Raw genomic sequence first — 17012 nt, 5'->3', positions numbered from 1 at the left:
ATTCAGACATGAATGCCAAGTCCGGGTCCAAGGCGGCTGACAGGTCGAGCGCGCCACAGCCGAATGCTGCGGGGAAGCTGCACGCCCCGCTGGCGCGGCTGCTGCGCCCGCTCGTGCGACTGTGCATCCGCAGCGGCATGACCTTTCCGGCGTTGGCGCAATTGCTTCGCGAGCTTTTCGTCAACGTCGCCGAGCACGATTTCGCGCTCGAGGGAAAGGAGCAGACCGACAGCCGGGTCAGCCTGCTCACCGGCATCCATCGCAAGGAGGTGGCGCGGCTGCGTGGCGCAGGCGCGCCGGTGCACGAAGCCCCGGCGGCGGTGTCGCTGACCAGCGCCGTGATCGCGCGCTGGCTCGCCGCGCCGGAGTTCACCGACGCGAAAGGCGAGCCGCTCGCGCTGCCGCGTACGGCCGAGGGCGATGCGCCGTCGTTCGAGCAGCTCGTCGCCTCCGTCACCAAGGACGTGCGCCCGCGTGCGGTGCTCGACGAATGGGTCGACCGCAAGCTCGTCACCATCAACGAGGCTGACGAGATCGAGCTGGTCGAGGCCGCCTTCGTTCCGAGCGGCGAGGACGACAGCAAATGGCACTATCTCGGCCGCAACCTGCACGACCACATCGCGGCCGCCGCGCAGAACGTCTCAGGCGCCGCGCCGCGCTTCCTCGAACGCGCAGTGCACTACAACAACATCTCGCCGAAGCTGGCGCGGCGCCTCGAGGCGCGCTCGCGCGAACTCGCCATGGACGCGCTGAAGACCGCCAACCGCGAAGCCAACCGCGCGCTCGCCAAGGACAAGGGCGGCGACGCCCGCTGGAATTTCGGCATCTACATCTATTGCGAGGACGCCGACGAAGAGGGCGAGGCCAAGGAAAACGCTAAGGAAAGCGCCAAGGATAGCGGCAAAGAAGGCGGTTCTTCATGAGCCGGGCGCCGCTCATCTCCCGCCGTCTGCTGCTGACGGGATTCTGGCTCGCCGGCACGGCCATTGCCCACGCGCAGGTCAGGCGCGGCACCGATCAGGGCATCGGCGGCACCGGGATCACGCGAGGCGATGATCACGGCATCGGCGGCACCGGCATCGTCGGCGTGATCCAGCGCTTCGGCAGTATCTACGTCAATGGCGAGCGCATCACCTATGCGAGCGACGTTCCGGTCCGAATCGACGGCGAGGCGGCCAGCGCCAATTCGCTGCGCATCGGCCAGCTTGCGCGCGTGGTCGCGACCCGTCGGGCTGACGGCACGCTGGTCACGCGCAGCATCGCGATCGCGAGCGAGGTCTCGGGTCCGATCGAACAGGTGAAGGGCAACGAGCTGACGGTGCTCGGTCAGAAGATCGTCACCAGCGGCAAGGAGAGCAAGCTCCATGCGGGCGCGCAGGTCGCGGTCTACGGCTTGCGCCGTACCGACGGCGTGATCGTCGCAAGCCTGGTCGAGCCGCGACGCGATGCGGCTGCGCGCGTCACGGGCCTGGTCGAGCGCGGCCCTGACGGTCTGCATATCGGCGGGCTGAGGCTGAACGGTGTCGATCCCTTGCTCGTCGGCCACCGCGTCCAGATCGAAGGCAGCGCAAACCAGGGCGCGATGCAGGCCGCGCGCACCCGTATCGATGATTTTTCGGATCTCGTCGGCGCAAGCCGCCTGTCGATCGAGGCCTATGTGCAGCGGATGGGCGCAAACCTCCAGCTCGGCTCCGGGCTCGTCGCCCGTGACGGCTCGCGTTTCGGGCCCGCGGCCGGCGAAGCCCGCATGGTGGTCAACGGCTCGTTCGATCGCGCGCGCGGCCTTCAGGTCGACTCCGCACAGGCTGTCGGCCAATTCCCGGGATCGCCGACGCAGGGGCCGGGTGGTGCCGGCAATCCCAACCGGTCGCCCGGCGGCTCTATCATGCATCCGGATCGCGGCACCGTGACTCCGGGCGGCGGCCAGCCCGGCGCCCCCGGTGCGCCTGCGCCGGGATCGAGCCCCGGTCCGGCGCCCGGCTCTGCACCGACGGGACCGAGCGGTCCGTCGGGCCCCGGCGGTCTTGGCTCGCCCACTGGTCCCATGGGCCCCGGCGGGTCCATGGGACCTGGCGGTGGAATGGGTGGTGGCGGCTTCGGTGGTCCCGGAGGCGGGATGGGCGGTGGCCGGCGCTAAAGGAACCCAGGTGGAGCGCATGGTGCGGCGAGCCTTGCTTCATCATAGGGCGGCGCGCGGCTCGCCGTTCGTTCCGAGTCCGGCCGCATCGAGTTTCACCGCGTCGTCGCCCGTCGCCGCGGAATGGTCGGCCGCAAGCAGAATGTAGAACGCCGGCACCACGAACAGGGTGAACAACGTTCCAATCGAAAGTCCCGAGGCGATGACCAGCCCCATGTTGAAGCGTGAGGCTGCGCCCGCACCGGTAGCGGTGATCAATGGCATCACGCCGATCACCATGGCCGCTGTCGTCATCAGGATCGGGCGCAGCCGGATCGCGGTTGCTTCGATGACCGCGTCGCGCTTGGAGCGGCCGGCGTGCTGCAGCTCGTTGGCGAACTCGACGATGAGAATGCCGTGCTTGCTGATCAGCCCCATCAGCGTCACGAGGCCGACCTCGGTGTAGATATTGAGGCTCGCGCCCTTGATGCCCAGCATGATGAAGATCAGCGCGCCCGCGATCGACATCGGTACCGAGACCAGAATGATCAGGGGATCGCGGAAACTCTCGAACTGCGCCGACAGCGCCAGGAAGATGATGATCAGGGCAAACCCGAAGGTGGCGGCGAATCCGGATGATTCCTGGATGAACTGGCGTGACTGACCGCCATAGTCGATGGTGTAGCCCTTGGGCAGGGTCCGGTCCGCGATCTCCTTCAGCGTCGCGAGCGCTTCGCCGGTGATCACACCGGGCATGGCCACGCCGGAAATGGTGGCGGCATTGACCTGCTGGAAATGGTTCAACGATTGCGGAACGGTGGTCGTCTTGAGCGACGCCACCGTCGACAGCGGAACAGACGTGCCGTCCGAGGTTTTGATGTAGTAGTTCAGCACCTGATCGGCGTTCAGTCGCTGGCGCTGCTCGACCTGGGGAATGACCTTGTAGGAGCGGCCGTCCAGGCCGAAATAGTTGACATACCCGCCGCCCAGCATGTTGCCGAGCGCGCCGCCGACGTCACTGAGCTTCAACCCGAGCTGAGCGGTCTTTTCGCGATCGATCAGCACCGTGGTTTGCGGCTGGTCCACCTTCAGGTCGTTGTCGAGGAAGATGAACTTGCCGCTCTTCAGGGCCTCGGCGGTGAACGCTTTCGCGACGCCATCGAGCCGGCCGAACGGGTCCGTGGTCTGGATCACGAACTGGATCGGAAGGCCGCTCGCTCCGGGCAGCGGCGGCAGCTGGAACGCCACGATCTTGGCGCCGGCAACGCCCGCCATCTCCTGCTGAAGCACCGGCTGTAGTTCGGCCGCAGTCTTGTCGCGCTTGTCCCAGGGCTTGAGCACCCAGCCCGCGATCGAGCTGCCCGTGAGATCGAGCTGGAACACGCCGGCGGTTTCAGCATAGGCGGAGATGCGCCGGTAGACCTCGGCGGAATACAGCAACTTCTGCTGTAACGTCGCATTCGGCGCGAGCGTCGACTGCATCAGGATCGCACCCTGATCCTCCTCCGGCGCCAACTCGTTCTTTGAGTTCGAATAAAGCCAGTAGATGCTGCTCAAGACCAGGGCAGCGAATACGACCGTGACCGGAATTGTTGTCAGGCTGCCGGCAAGCAGGCGCCGATATCGATGCTGCAACGTCTCCATGCGTGCATCGATGAAGCCGACGATGCGGTCGTTGAGCGTCGGCTTGCCGGTGTTCGCCGGCTTCAGGATGAAGGCGCAGCACATCGGCGTCAGCGTCAACGCAATGACGGCCGACACGGCAACGGCACCGGCAAGGGTGAAGGCGAACTCGGTGAACAGCGCACCGGTCAAGCCGCCCTGGAAGCCGATCGGCACGTAGACCGCGATCAGCACGATGGTCATGGCCACGATCGGACCCGCAAGCTCGCGCGCGGCCATGATCGCCGCCTGCAACGGCTTCGTACCCTCGGCCAGATGCCGGTTGACGTTCTCGACGACGATGATGGCGTCGTCGACCACGAGGCCGATCGCGAGCACCAGCGCCAGCAGCGTCAGGAGGTTGATCGAGAAGCCTAGCGCCAGCAGCATCGTGAAGGTGCCGACCAGCGACAGCGGTATGGCGATCACCGGAATCAGCACCGAACGCCACGATCCGAGAAACAGGAAGACGACCACGGTGACGATCAGAAGCGCTTCGAGCAGGGTATGGATCACCTCGTCGATCGAGCTGTTCACGAAATCGGTGGAGTCGTAGATGATCTCGGAGTTCAGCCCCTCCGGCTGCTGCGCCTTGATGTCGGGATAGACGGCGCGGACGCCTTTGATGACGTCGAGAAGGTTGGCGTTTGGCGCCACCTGGATGCCGATATAGACCGCGCGCTTGCCGTTGAAGCCGACCGACGAGTCGTAATCCTCGGAGCCCAGCGTAACGTTCGCCACGTCGGACAGCTTGACGTTGGAAGCGCCGGCCTGCTTAACGACGAGGTCGCGAAACTCCTGCAACGACTTCAGGTTGGTCGCGGCCGTCAAATTGACCTGCACCATCTGGCCCTTGGTGGTGCCGAGCCCGGCGATGTAGTCGTTGCTGGACAGCGCGGTCGATACGTCGGATGCGGTCAGCCCGTAGGCGGCAAGCTTGATCGGATCGAGCCAAGCGCGCAGCGCGAAGGTCTTGTTGCCGAGCAGCTCCGCGGTCTGCACGCCGGATACGACCTGCAGCTTGGGCTGCACCACGCGGATCAGGTAGTCGGTGATCTGGTTCGGCGCCAGCACGTCGCTGCTGAAGCCGAGATACATGGCGTCGATGGTCTGGCCGACCTTGACCGTCAGCACCGGCTGCTGGACGCCGCTCGGCAGCTGATTGAGCACCGAGTTCACCTTGGTGTTGATCTCGGTCAGCGCCTTGCCGGAGTCGAAGTTCAGCCGCAGGTTGACGGTGATGGTGGAGGTGCTGGGCTGGCTGGTCGACGTCATGTAGTCGATGCCATTGGCCTGGGCGATGGCGTTTTCCAGCGGCGTGGTGATGAACCCGGCAACGACCGCCGGATCGGCGCCGTAGTACGTCGTCGTCACGGTGACGATCGCGTTCTGGGTTCGCGGATACTGCAGGATCGGCAGCGAGGTCATCGACTTCAGACCCAGCACCAGGATCATCAGGCTGACGACGATCGCAAGCACCGGCCGGCGAATGAAGATGTCGGTAAAGGACACGTTCTCGTTCCTCACTGATCGGCAGGTGCCGGATTGGGATCGTTCGCCAGGGGAATGGAGTTGTCGACTTTCAGCAGGGTGCCGTTGCGCAGCTTGACCTGGCCCGCGGTGACGACGGTTGCGCCCTGATCGAGACCCGAGATCACCGCCACCTGATCGCCACGGGTGGCGCCGGTCTTGATGAAGGTCTGGCGGGCTATCAAACCCTGCTTGTCCGGTGCGTCGCTCTTGACGGCGAGGAATACCGACTCTCCATAGGTGTTGTAGACGATGGCGGTCTGCGGCAGCGTGAGATAGCTCGTGGGGTGTCCGACACGGACATCGATCCGCGCGAACATGCCGGGCAGGAGCTTGCGATCCGTATTGTCGAAAATCGCGCGGACCTGAACGTTGCGGCTGGCCTGATCGACCTTGGAATTGAACGCCTGCACCACGCCCTTGAAGCTGCGGTCCGGAAAGGCGTCGATGCGAGCGGTGACCTCCTGTCCGACTTTGACCTGGTCGAGTGCCTGTTGCGGCAGCGTGAAGTCGACAAAGAGCCGGTCGAGCGCCTGTAGCGTGACGATGGTGGTGCCCGCGGTCAGATACTGGCCAACATCGACCTGACGCACGCCGAGACGCCCGGCAAAAGGTGCCTTCAGCGTCTTTTGGTCCATGAGCGCCTGCTGCTGGGCGACCAGCGCCAGCGCGTTGCGCTCGTTCACGACATCGCTGTCGACCGTCGCCTGGCTGACCGCATTGATCTTCAGCTGACCCTGGTCGCGCCGCAACGTGATGGCGTAGCCGTCGGCGGTGGCCTGCAACGACTGCAGCTTGGCGACGTCGTCCTGCTTGCGCAGGTCGAGCAACACGTCACCGGCGCCGACATCCTTGCCGGATTCGAAATGAATGCCGTCCACGATGCCTGACTGTTGCAGCGACAGATCGGCGCCGTTCACCGCGCGAAACGTGCCGATGGCGGTCAATGCGGATTGCCAGTCGCTGAGCTGCGCGGCGGTCGTCGACACCGTCTGCGGGGGATCGGCGAGCGCGGCCATGGCCTGTTTGATCATGCCGGCGCGGAAGCTGACGAACCAGGCGAGGGCGGCGAACACCGCACCGACGACACACAACATGATAATCATGCGCTTCAACATGGCTTCGGGCTTTCGCATCAGTTGGCGGGCGGGGTCGGCTGAGCCGGCAGGGCCCCCGCGGGGGTGAATATCGCGGCAACGCCCGCGGGCTTTACTTCGGAGGCGGGGGACTCATCGACGCGATTCCACCAGCCGCCGCCGAGTGCCTGGTACAGCGAGACGGTGTCGGCATAGCGCGAGGCCTGCGCCTTCACGCGGTTGATGCGCGCGGTCAGCAGCGTCTGTTCGGCGTTGATGACGGAGATGAACGTGGTGGAGCCGGCCTTGAACTGGGCCTGCGACATCTTCAGGCTCTCCGCGGCGGTCTTCTCCGCCTCGATCTGGGCCTTCAGCAGATCAGCATCCGACTGGATGGCGCGGAGCGCGTCGGCGACATTCTGGAACGCGGTGATCACGGTCGAGCGATATTGCGCGCCTTTCTGCTCCAGTGCAGCGACCTTGGACTCCTTGGTGTGGAACAGCGAGCCGGCATCGAAGATCGGGCCGGTGACACTTGCCGCCACGCTCCAGGCCGCCGATTGCGGGCCGTAGAGTCCCGACAGCGCCAGCGCAGAGCTGCCGCCCGAAGCTGACAGCGTCACGTTCGGCAGCATGTTGGCCGTGGCAACACCGACATTCGCGCTGGCCTGATGCATCTGGCTTTCGGCAGCTCGGATGTCCGGACGCTGCCGCACCAGCAGCGACGGTACGCTGACCGGCAGATCGCGCGGCAGGCGCAGGTTTGCCAGCGGCACGGCCTCGCCTCTGTCCTGGCTCGGCAGTCTGCCGAGATACGCCATCAGCTGGTTGCGATTTTGCGCACGCGACTTTTGCAGCGGCGGCAGCGTCGCAAGCGTCTGCGCCAGCTGGGCCTTCTGAGTCAGGACATCGCTGTTGGCGACGGCGCCGAGGGCAAACTGCTGTTCGAGCAACGCGACCAGCTGACGCTGACCGTCGATCTGTTCCTGGGTCACGCGAATCTGCGCCGCGTAGGACGCATCGCTGATCGCGGTCGTCACGACGTTTGCCGTCAATGAGAGATAGGTCGCCTCGAGCTGGAAGCGCTCATAGTCCGCATTGGCGAGATCCGCCTCGATCCCGCGCGCTTTGCCACCGAAGATGTCCGGCGTGAACGAAACCGGGACCGAGGTCTTGTAGAGGGTGTACAGCGATGACGGTCCGGTCTGCCCGGACTGTGCCAGCGGCACCTGGCTGCGCGTCGCACTGCCTTCCCCGGTGATCGACGGCATCAGGGCGCTGGTGTCTGCCGCCGCAACTTCGCGAGCCTGGCGCAGCGCCGCTTGCGCCGCGGCAAGGTCCGGATGGTTGTCGATTGCTTCCCGGACGAAGGCTTCGATCTGCCGTGAGCGAAACACCTGCCACCAGACCGCCGGCACGTCCGCGCCGTTCACGATCCGCTGTGCCTTTCCGCCAGGCCCGTCTGCGCCCTTGGTCGCGGAGAATCCGCCCGCAGTGTAGCCGCTGACCGGCGGGGCGTCCGGCGCCTCGAAATTCGGGCCGACGGCACAGCCGGCGAGGGCGATCGCGGCTTGGGCTAACGGTATTATGGCGCCTCTACGGAGGAATGTTCTGAACGGCATCCAAGGCTCATATCGAAACTGAACCGTTCAGTACTTGACCGAGCAAGCAGTTGTTGTCAACGGTACTGAACTGTTTAGTTTCGTTGTGTACCGTAAAGAAGTTTTGCTACCTGTGTCGTGCTCAGGGCGTCTCTTTAGTTCTTTCAAGCTGTTGAGACGCAGCCATTGTGCGCGTTGACGCCTACGACACCGATTCGCGAGCCGACGGAGAGTCACCCTTGATCGAAACGATCGCCCATCCTGTTCACGAGAAGGAGAGCGCACCAGCGGGCCGCAAGATGGACATCGTCATCCGAGCGGCGTGGCAGCTTTTTCTCGAGCAGGGCTTTTCCGCAACCAGTATGGACGCCATCGCGAAAGCCGCCGGCGTGTCGAAGGCCACGCTCTACGCGTATTTCCCGAGCAAGGAGGCTTTGTTCGCCTCGCTGATCGTGGCGGAGTGCGAGAGCCTGCAACGCGATTTGCAGGTGCCCAAACTGTCCGCCGGACTGTCTGAGGCGCTGCGGGATTTCGCCAGGCAATACCTCCACACCTTCATCCATCGAAAGGACGTTGCCTTCGTCCGCATCATCGCCAACGAGAGCGGTCGGTTTCCCGTGCTCGCCCGGCTCTTCTATGAAAGCGGACCCGAGGCGACGATTCGGCGGCTCGCTCAATTCCTCGAAGAAGCCAGGGCTGCGAAGGTCTTGGAGTTTGACGATCCGATGGAAGCCGCCAAACAATTCCTGAGCCTGGTCCGCGGCGAACTACCGCTGCTGATTGTACTGGGCCTCAGCGATCTCACGGAGGAGGCGATCGAGCAGGAGATCGAAGCAGGACTCAAATTCTTCCTGAAGGCGTGTCAGCCTCGCGCCTGAAGCGCTCACGAATGTTCAATGAGGGCAGGGGCGCGTTCTAGCCCGCGCTGAGACGCACGCCCGCGCGCAGGAACTTCTGCGGATCGACCGCTTCGCCGTCGATGCGGGTTTCGTAGTGCAGATGCGGACCGGTGGAACGGCCGGTCGAGCCGACGAGACCGACGACCTGGCCGATCTTCACGATCTCGCCGACCTTGACGTTGATCTCGGAGAGATGGCCGTAGCGGGTCGCAAGTCCGTTGCCGTGGTCGACCTCGATCATGCGGCCATAGCCCCCGGACCAGCCGGCCGAGACCACCTTGCCGTTGGCGGTGACGCGGACCGGATCGCCCGTGGCGGCACGGAAGTCGAGGCCGGTATGCATCGCAGGCCGACCCAGGAATGGATCGCTGCGCACGCCGAAACCGGAGGTGAACTCGACCTCGCCGATGACGGGCTTGCGATAGGGCACCAGCGCCAGCGTGCGATTGAGACGATCCATCTCGGCGCGGGTGACGTTGATGCGATTGAGCTGCTTCTCGAACGGTCCGGCATTGGCCGTGAGCTTGACGGGCACGAACGGCCCGCCCATCGCGGTCCGCGGCACGGCGGCTTCGAGACTGGCGAGGTTCAGGCCGAGATCGCTGACCACGCCGCGCATCCGGCGCATGCGCGAATCCATGCCGTCCTCGACGGCGCTGAGCGCCGCCATCTGGCGACGCTCGACCTGATCGAGCGAGGTGGTGAGGCGGACCAGGACATTGTCAAAACCCTGGTTCTTGGCGAACTGATTGGCCTGTGGGGCCATGACCGCCGGCGCGCGCGACTCGAGCCGCGCTTCGCGATCCGGCGGCGCCACGAAGATCACGGTGTCGCTGATCGGCGACGGCTTTGGCGTACCCTGCGTCGTGCTCTGGCCGGCGTCGCCACGCTGCGGGGGCGAACGGGGAATCGAGCCTGTCACGTCAGGCATGGCCCCGAGCGCCGTGGCCCGGGACTCCAGCGCCGTCTGGCGCTTCATGATCTGGTCGAGCTTCTGGTCGAACTGTTCCTGGTCGAGCAGCTGCCGGCTGGTGGTGCGATCGACCTTGGCGCGCAGCTCGGCGATGCGGTCCTCATAGGCGTATTGCATCTCGGCCTGGCGGGCGATCAGCCGGGTCAGGACATCGTCGCGAAAGGCAAAGTAGGTGGCGGTCGCGGCCGACCAGAGTCCGAGCAGCACGACCGTGCCGACCACGATCCAGAACACCACGGGCCCGAAGCGCACCTGCTTGCCGGCATGGACGATGGTGTAGGCGTCGTCGGTCGCGGGCACGGGAATCGCAATTGCCGCTGCTGCGGCGGCCGGACGGCGATGGAGGGCCCGTCCGTGGTCGTGAGGATGATGTTGGGGGTACTGCGAGTATTGGGCAGAACTTTTCGACATCGGCACTCCCGCGCCGGTCGGATGAGTCCGTACGGCCTAATTGCCGCAGCAATCTGGGTCGGTCATGGTTAATTTTCCGGAAATGGGAACAGTCGTATTTAAAGGTCTGGTTAAAGACTTGTTGCCGCTTCCAGCACCTGGTCGGCATGGCCGTCGACCCGGACGTTACGCCAGATCCTGGCCACTTTGCCGTCGCTTCCGACCAGCACCGTGGTGCGAAGAATCCCGAGGAAGCTCTTGCCATACATGGATTTTTCGCCCCAGGCGCCATACGCCTCCAGCATCTCGTGCTTTTCGTCCGAGATCAGTGGAATGCCGAGGCTGTGCTTGTCGCGGAATTTCTCCTGGGCCTTTAGCGAATCCGCCGAAATACCGATCACGGCCGTCCCGGCCGCGGTGAAGGCGTCGGCCAGGCGCGTGAAGTCGATGGCCTCCCTGGTGCAGCCGGGCGTATCGGCGCGGGGGTAGAAGAACAGGACGAGCTTCCGGCCGGCATAATCCGACAGCGTGACCGCGCCGCCGCCGTCGCGGGGCAGGCGGAAGGCTGGGGCCTTCTGCCCCTCGGCCAGGACCTGCCTGGCCGCAGACGCAGGGGCCGATCTGGAGGAATTTAACTGTTTCGATGCGGCGCCATGCGATGCTGCTTTTGCTATGCTCCCGGTTGATTTGCTCGCCGGTGTCCGCTGTGTTTTCGCGGACTTTGTTTGAGTCGCTGCCCGGGTTTTCGAGGCCTTCTTTTTTGCCGCTGTCGTGCCGGAGGGCGTTTTGGACGATTTCTTTTGGGATTTCTTGGACATACGCCTTCCTTTCGACGCTTTCGGCGGGTCAACCAAAGCGGTATTGCAGCTCTCGTCCGGTGTACCGGACTCGCGCCCTCGGCTGGGCAAGTCTGACGACGCCGGAGTATGGTTACAAGGAATTCCACGCACCACCCCACTGCTCGTTGAACGCGCTCCCGGGGCGAAATGACGAACAGCAGGAATATTCGAGGTATGGCGGCAACGCCGGCGCAGGGGCGTTCGCTCCCGGTCGACGGCTGCGGTCCCGGCGGCGCTCAATCCCACGATGGGCGCCTGTATCGAGAGGCAATGGCAAGGAATAAGTCGCCCCAGGATTACAATCGGGATTTCGATCGGCGCGGCGGTCATTCGGAGCCGCAGGAATGGGACGATGCCGACTGGGACCCGGATCAGGAAGCGGCGGCGGGCTATCGTGCGCGCCGGCTGTTGTCGCGTTCCAATTCGGGCTTCCATCGCTTCGGTGACGGGTTTGGGGCGGTGCGCCGCTGGCTGGCGGCCGATCGCTGGCTGAAGCGGCTGGCTATCGTCGTCGGCGCCCTGGCCGTCATCTTCGTCGGCTGTTTCGGCGCGCTGTGGTGGCGGCTCGGGACCGGTCCGATCAATCTCGACATCGCAACGCCCTGGCTTGCAGCGGCGATCGAGGACAACATCGGCCACGGCAACACCGTGGAGGTCGGCGGCACGCAGATCGAGCGGGCCGGGCGGATCCGTATCGCCGTGCGCATCCGCGACATCGTCGTTCGCGACCACGACCATGCCATCGTCGCCACCGCGCCGAAGGCCGAGGTCAAGCTGTCTGGTGCGGGTTTGCTGATGGGGCACCTGCGCGCCGAAAGCCTCAATCTCGTCGACGCCGAGCTTGCGATCCGCATCGCGCCCGACGGGACCGTCACGGTGTCGGCCGGTGATACCGCAAAACCGCTGGCAACCGGCGTGGCCTCCAAGAAGGACGCCGGCCTGCCGCCGACATTCCCGCGCAACGGAGTCCCGCCGCCGCCGTTCGCGACCGCGCCTGCAAGCCCCGATGCATCCCAGGCGGCGCCTCAGGCGACTGCGCAGAGCGGCATTCTCCAGGGCCTCGACTGGCTCGACAGCCTGAGCATGACCGGCCTCGACGGCCAGAACCTCAACGAGATCGGTCTGAAGAACGGCAATCTGATCGTCGACGATCAGCAGCGCGGCAGCAAATGGACGTTCGAGAACATCACGCTCAGCCTGCGCCGGCCGAGCCGCGGCGGCGTCGCGCTCAGCCTCGGCGAGGAGGGCGCGCGCCCGTGGTCGCTGCGTGCCACGATCGGTCCCGCCGAGAACGGCGTGCGCTCGGTCGACATCCGCGCCGACAAGGTTTCCACCGCCAACATCCTGCTGGCGCTACGGGTCAAGGATCTCACCTATACCGCCGACCTGCCGCTGACCGGCGAGCTCAAGGGCGAGCTCGGCCGCGACGGCGTGCCGACCTTCTTCCGCGGCAAGATCACGGTCGGCGCGGGCAACATCATCGACACCGACACGCCCGATTATCCGATGGCGATCGACTCGGCCGAGATCAATGTCGAGTGGGACTCCAATCGGCGCGTGCTGGTCGCACCGTTCAAGATTCTCTCGGGTGCGAACCGCCTGACGCTGCTGGCGCATCTGGAGCCGCCCAACGGCAGCATCAACGACTGGCAGCTCGGCTTCAGCGGCGGCTCGATCCTCCTGGGCGGCATCGACAACGAGCCGCCGCTCGTCTTCAACCGCATTGCGATCGGTTTGCGCTTCGATACCGACCACAAGCGCCTCCTGCTGACGCAGGCCGATATCAGCAATGGCGAGATCGGCGTCGCCGGCACCGGCGCTATCGACTATTCCGGCGAGCCGCGGCTCACGCTGGGCTTTGCGGGAACGCCGATGTCGGCTTCCGCGCTCAAGCGGATGTGGCCGACGCTCGTCGTTCCGGAATTGCGCGAATGGGTGATCGAGCGGATCGAGCGCGGCACGCTCCAGCGCATCGAGATTGGCGTCAATTCGCCGACCAGGAACCTTCCGCGCAAGGGCCCGCCCATTCCCGACGACGGCCTCTCGGTCAACATCGTGGCGAGCGGCGTCGCGGTCCGCCCGGTGGACGGCATGCCTGTCGTGCACGATGCCGATTTGAAGGCGCGCGTGACCGGGCGCACCGCCACCGTGAGCATCGGGCAGGGCATTGCCGACACGCCCGCCGGCCGCAAGGTCACGATCTCCGACTTCGTCTTCGAGGTGCCGGACATGGCACCCAAACCCTCGCCCTCGCGCACCAGGTTTCGCGTCGACGGACCCGTGCCTGCGGCGGCCGAAATGCTCGCCAATGACCGGCTGAGCGATCTGTCGGCGACCGTCGTCGATCCCAACACCAGCAAGGGAACGTTCTCGGCGAACATCCAGCTCGGCTTGCCGGTCAAGGGCGAGCTGACCAAGGCCGACACCACCTACGCCGTCACCGCCGATCTCAACGGCTTTGCCGCCGACAAGCTGGTGATGAACCAGAAGCTGGAGGCCAACAATCTGAAGATCGTCGCGAGCAACCAGGGCTACCAGGTCAAGGGCGACGTCAAGATCAACGGGCAGGCGGCCTCGCTCGACTATCGCAAGCAGGCCGAGGGCGATGCCGACGTCCGCCTGCAGGCGACGCTGGACGATGCGAGCCGCGCGCGTCTCGGCTTCGATCTCAGCCCGGCCGTCAGTGGCTCGTTGCCGATCAAGCTCTCGGGCAAGATCGCGGGCGGCGCGGACCAGACCACCAAGCTCGGCGTCGAGGCCGACCTGACCTCGGTCAAGCTCGACAACATCCTGCCTGGCTGGGTCAAGCTGCCGGGCAAGTCGGGCAAGGCCAGCTTCAAGGTGGTGCCGACTGCGCAATCGACGCGCTTCGAGGACATCGTCATCGAAGGCGGTGGCGCCTCGATCAAGGGCTCGCTCGAGGTGGACCCGAACGGCGACCTCATGAACGCGAACTTCCCGATCTACGCGCCATCCGACGGCGACAAGGCGTCGTTGAAGGTCGAGCGCAGCCAGGACGGCGTGGTGCGCGGCACGATGCGCGGCGACGTGTTCGACGGCCGCGGTTTCCTGAAGTCGGCGATCTCAGGCAATTCCAAGGACGATGCCAAGAGCAAGATGAAGAACGTCGATTTCGACATCGACGTGAAGCTCGGCGCCGTCGCCGGATTCAACGGCGAGGCGATGCGCAGCGTCGATGCCAAGATGTCGCGGCGCAGCGGCGCCGTCAAAGCCTTCACGCTGAGCGGCAAGATCGGCCGCGATACGCCGGTGGCGGCCGATCTGCGCGGCGGCCGCGCCCAGGGTGCCCGCGAGGTGATCTATCTCCAGACCAACGATGCCGGCGCGCTGCTGCGCTTCACCGACACCACCAACAAGGTCTTCGGCGGCCAGATGGTGGTGGCGATGGAGCCGCCGACGTCAGAGCCTACGACCAGGGAAGGCCTGATCAATGTGCGCGACTTCACGGTCAAGGGAATGGATCAGCTCGATCGCGTGGCGGCGGGCGGTCCCAATGGCGCGCAGAGCGGCGTGTCCTTCACCGCGCTGCGAGCGGAGTTCACCCGGCAGAACGGCGCGCTCACGATCCGCGACGGCGTCGTCAAGGGACCGATGATCGGCGGCACCATCGAAGGCTCGATCGACTATCCCGGCAACCAGGTCTGCATGAGCGGCACCTTCGTGCCGATGTACGGCGTCAACAACATCTTCGGCCAGATCCCGTTGTTCGGCATCTTCCTCGGCGGCGGCAACAACGAGGGATTGATTGGTGTGACCTATGAGGTCGTCGGCACGCCGGCCGCGCCCGTGATGCGCGTCAATCCAATCTCGGCGATGGCGCCCGGCCTGTTCCGCAAGATCTTCGAATTCAACACCGGCAAGCAGAACACGCCGTTCGACGAACAGTTGCCATCGGCACAATCCGGCGACAGCCCGACGGGGTCAGCAAGACCGCTGTCGAGCGGTTGCAGCCTCGCGCGGCGCTAGCGACAAGCTTGAATAGCTCGTTATGCCCGGGACAAGCCCGGCCATAACGAATGCGGAGGTTTAGGCGTCCGGAAGCTTACGCCGCGCGCACGCCTGCCAGGAAAGTGCCGACCTCGCCGGAGAGTTGCTCGGCCTGCTTGGAGAGGCTGCTGGCCGCCGCGAGCACCATGCCGGCGGCGTTGCCGGTCTCATTCGCCGCGGTGCTGACGCCGCCGATATTGGTGGTGACCTCCTTGGTCGCCTCCGCGGTCTGCGAGACGCTGCGCGCAATCTCGGCGGTGGCGGCGCCTTGCTCCTCGATGGCCGCGCCGATCGAGGTGGCGATCCGGCTGACTTCCTCGATGGTGGCGGTGATGCCGCCGATGGCATCCACGGCTTCCTTGGTCGCGCCCTGGATCTGGGCGATCTTGTCGCCGATCTCGCGGGTGGCTTCGGCGGTCTGGCTCGCCAGCGACTTCACCTCGGAGGCGACGACGGCGAAGCCGCGGCCGGCTTCACCGGCGCGCGCGGCCTCGATGGTGGCGTTGAGCGCGAGCAGATTGGTCTGCGCCGCGATGCTGGAGATCAGCTCGGCGACATGCTCGATCTGTTGAGCACCGTCCGAGAGTGCGCGGACGATGGTGTCGGTGCGGCGGGCGTTGTCCACGGCGCGGCCGGTGACCTCGGCCGATTGCGCGACCTGTCGGCTGATCTCGGTGATCGAGGAGGAGAGCTCCTCGGCGGCGGCCGCGACGGTCTGGACGCGCTGGCTGGCTTCGGTGGCGGCCGAGCCGACCAACGCGGCGCGGCGGTTGGTGCCTTCGGCGGTGGACGACATCGACTTTGCGGTGGTCTCGAGCTCGCCGGAGCCCGAGGCCATCAGGCCGACGAGCTGGCCGACGGAAGCATCGAAGCGGTCGGCAAGCGCGATCAGGGCGTCGCGCTTCTCCTGCTCGCTGCGGGTCTTGGCGGCGACCTGCTCGGCCTCGAGGTTGCGCGCCGTGAGTGCGGTCTGCCTGAGCACTTCGAGTGTCTCGGCCATGCGGCCGATCTCGTCGCCGCGGCCGGTCTCCTCGACCGGCTTGTCGATGGCGCCTTCGGAAATCTCCTGCATGCGGTTCTTCTGGCGGTCGAGCGCGCCGAGCACGTCGCGGGCGATCAGCCAGGACAGCGTCGCCATCAGCAGCATCAGGCCGACGCCGATGACGGCTAGCTCCAGCGTCAGCGCACGCACGTCGGCGTCGATGTCGTCGACATAGAGGCCGTAGGCAATCGCGACGTTCCAGGGTGCAAACTGGCGAGCGAACACCAGTTTGCGGACTGGAACGGTTTCGCCGGGACGCGGGAACAGATAGGACAGGATACTGCCTTCCGGTGCCTGCTTGCCCGCGGCCACCGTGGCGTCGCCGATGACGATGCCATTGGCATCCTTGATGCCGTTGTTCTTGCCCTCGAGCTGAGGCGCGCCGCCATTCATCATGACAGTGGAATCGGCGGTGTAGACCACGGGATAACCTTGGCCGCCGTTGAACTTCATCTGTCGGCCGCGCAGCTTGAACTGGGCCTGCGCCTCGGCGAGCGTCATCTTGCCGGCGGCGACCTCGTCCTGGAGCGATTGCGCGAAGCCGTGCAGCAGATCGACCGCCGTCTGCATCTGGCGCGCGCGATCTTCGAGCATGCGGGTCTTGCTGAGATAGGCTGACGCGACGATGAGGGCGGTCACGGTGAGTGCCGCAAGACAGACCATGCTGGCCAGCTTGGTGCGGATCTTCAGGTGACTGAGCAGCGTCATGACGGCCTCGCGAACGGTTGTAAGATGCTTGTTCTCGCGCAGCCGTATCAGGAAGTGCTTACCATTCCTGAACGCAGGGCATGGCGTGTTCAGACGCGTCGCAATTCGCGCAGCCATGGACACGCATATGCAGGCCGGGTGCTGACGCCTGCGGCGTCATGTCCAAAA

The 17012-nt window shown here is 65.4% G+C and carries 10 protein-coding genes; 4 read left to right on the top strand and 6 right to left on the bottom strand.

Going from position 1 to position 17012, the window contains the following annotated elements:
• Positions 1-8: 8 nt before the first annotated feature.
• The gene (locus ACVWW6_RS30655; protein WP_039184419.1) at positions 9-923 is read left to right on the top strand and encodes a DUF6502 family protein; all 915 of its coding nucleotides are present in this window, start codon (positions 9-11) and stop codon (positions 921-923) included.
• Positions 920-2137: a DUF5666 domain-containing protein gene (locus ACVWW6_RS30650; RefSeq protein WP_011087091.1), complete on the top strand. Its 1218-nt coding sequence runs from the start codon at positions 920-922 to the stop codon at positions 2135-2137. Before ACVWW6_RS30655 ends, ACVWW6_RS30650 begins: the two co-directional genes overlap by 4 nt.
• A gap of 42 nt (positions 2138-2179) precedes the next feature.
• On the opposite strand, the gene ACVWW6_RS30645 is transcribed toward ACVWW6_RS30650, so the two are convergent.
• From ACVWW6_RS30645 to ACVWW6_RS30635, 3 genes are read right to left on the bottom strand one after another with little or no spacing between them, the layout of a single operon-like run.
• Positions 2180-5290, bottom strand: coding sequence for an efflux RND transporter permease subunit (locus ACVWW6_RS30645; protein ID WP_456681939.1), 3111 nt, complete (start codon positions 5288-5290; stop codon positions 2180-2182).
• An 11-nt stretch (positions 5291-5301) separates the two neighbouring features.
• Complete coding sequence (locus ACVWW6_RS30640; RefSeq protein ID WP_028171251.1) at positions 5302-6426, bottom strand: efflux RND transporter periplasmic adaptor subunit; 1125 nt, start codon at positions 6424-6426, stop codon at positions 5302-5304.
• Between the two features lie 17 nt (positions 6427-6443).
• Positions 6444-8006: an efflux transporter outer membrane subunit gene (locus ACVWW6_RS30635; RefSeq protein ID WP_456681938.1), complete on the bottom strand. Its 1563-nt coding sequence runs from the start codon at positions 8004-8006 to the stop codon at positions 6444-6446.
• Positions 8007-8224: 218 nt separating this feature from the next.
• Between ACVWW6_RS30635 and ACVWW6_RS30630 the strand changes: the two genes are divergently transcribed.
• Positions 8225-8863, top strand: a complete 639-nt coding sequence (locus tag ACVWW6_RS30630; RefSeq protein WP_060913074.1) for a TetR/AcrR family transcriptional regulator — start codon at positions 8225-8227, stop codon at positions 8861-8863.
• Positions 8864-8900: 37 nt separating this feature from the next.
• On the opposite strand, the gene ACVWW6_RS30625 is transcribed toward ACVWW6_RS30630, so the two are convergent.
• Together ACVWW6_RS30625 and ACVWW6_RS30620 are read right to left on the bottom strand one after the other, a co-directional pair.
• Positions 8901-10268 carry a peptidoglycan DD-metalloendopeptidase family protein gene (locus ACVWW6_RS30625; RefSeq protein ID WP_456681937.1) on the bottom strand — a complete coding sequence of 456 codons (1368 nt, stop codon included), beginning with the start codon at positions 10266-10268 and terminating at the stop codon, positions 8901-8903.
• A gap of 110 nt (positions 10269-10378) precedes the next feature.
• Positions 10379-11065: a peroxiredoxin gene (locus ACVWW6_RS30620; RefSeq protein WP_456681936.1), complete on the bottom strand. Its 687-nt coding sequence runs from the start codon at positions 11063-11065 to the stop codon at positions 10379-10381.
• A 195-nt stretch (positions 11066-11260) separates the two neighbouring features.
• Between ACVWW6_RS30620 and ACVWW6_RS30615 the strand changes: the two genes are divergently transcribed.
• The gene (locus ACVWW6_RS30615) at positions 11261-15073 is read left to right on the top strand and encodes a YhdP family protein (protein WP_028171255.1); all 3813 of its coding nucleotides are present in this window, start codon (positions 11261-11263) and stop codon (positions 15071-15073) included.
• 76 nt (positions 15074-15149) lie between these two features.
• Here ACVWW6_RS30615 and ACVWW6_RS30610 read toward each other — a convergent pair whose 3' ends face one another.
• Positions 15150-16844: a methyl-accepting chemotaxis protein gene (locus ACVWW6_RS30610; protein WP_456681935.1), complete on the bottom strand. Its 1695-nt coding sequence runs from the start codon at positions 16842-16844 to the stop codon at positions 15150-15152.
• Positions 16845-17012: the final 168 nt, after the last annotated feature.

This window comes from Bradyrhizobium sp. USDA 3311 (assembly GCF_054062495.1).
This window is presented reverse-complemented; position numbering and strand designations above follow the sequence as displayed.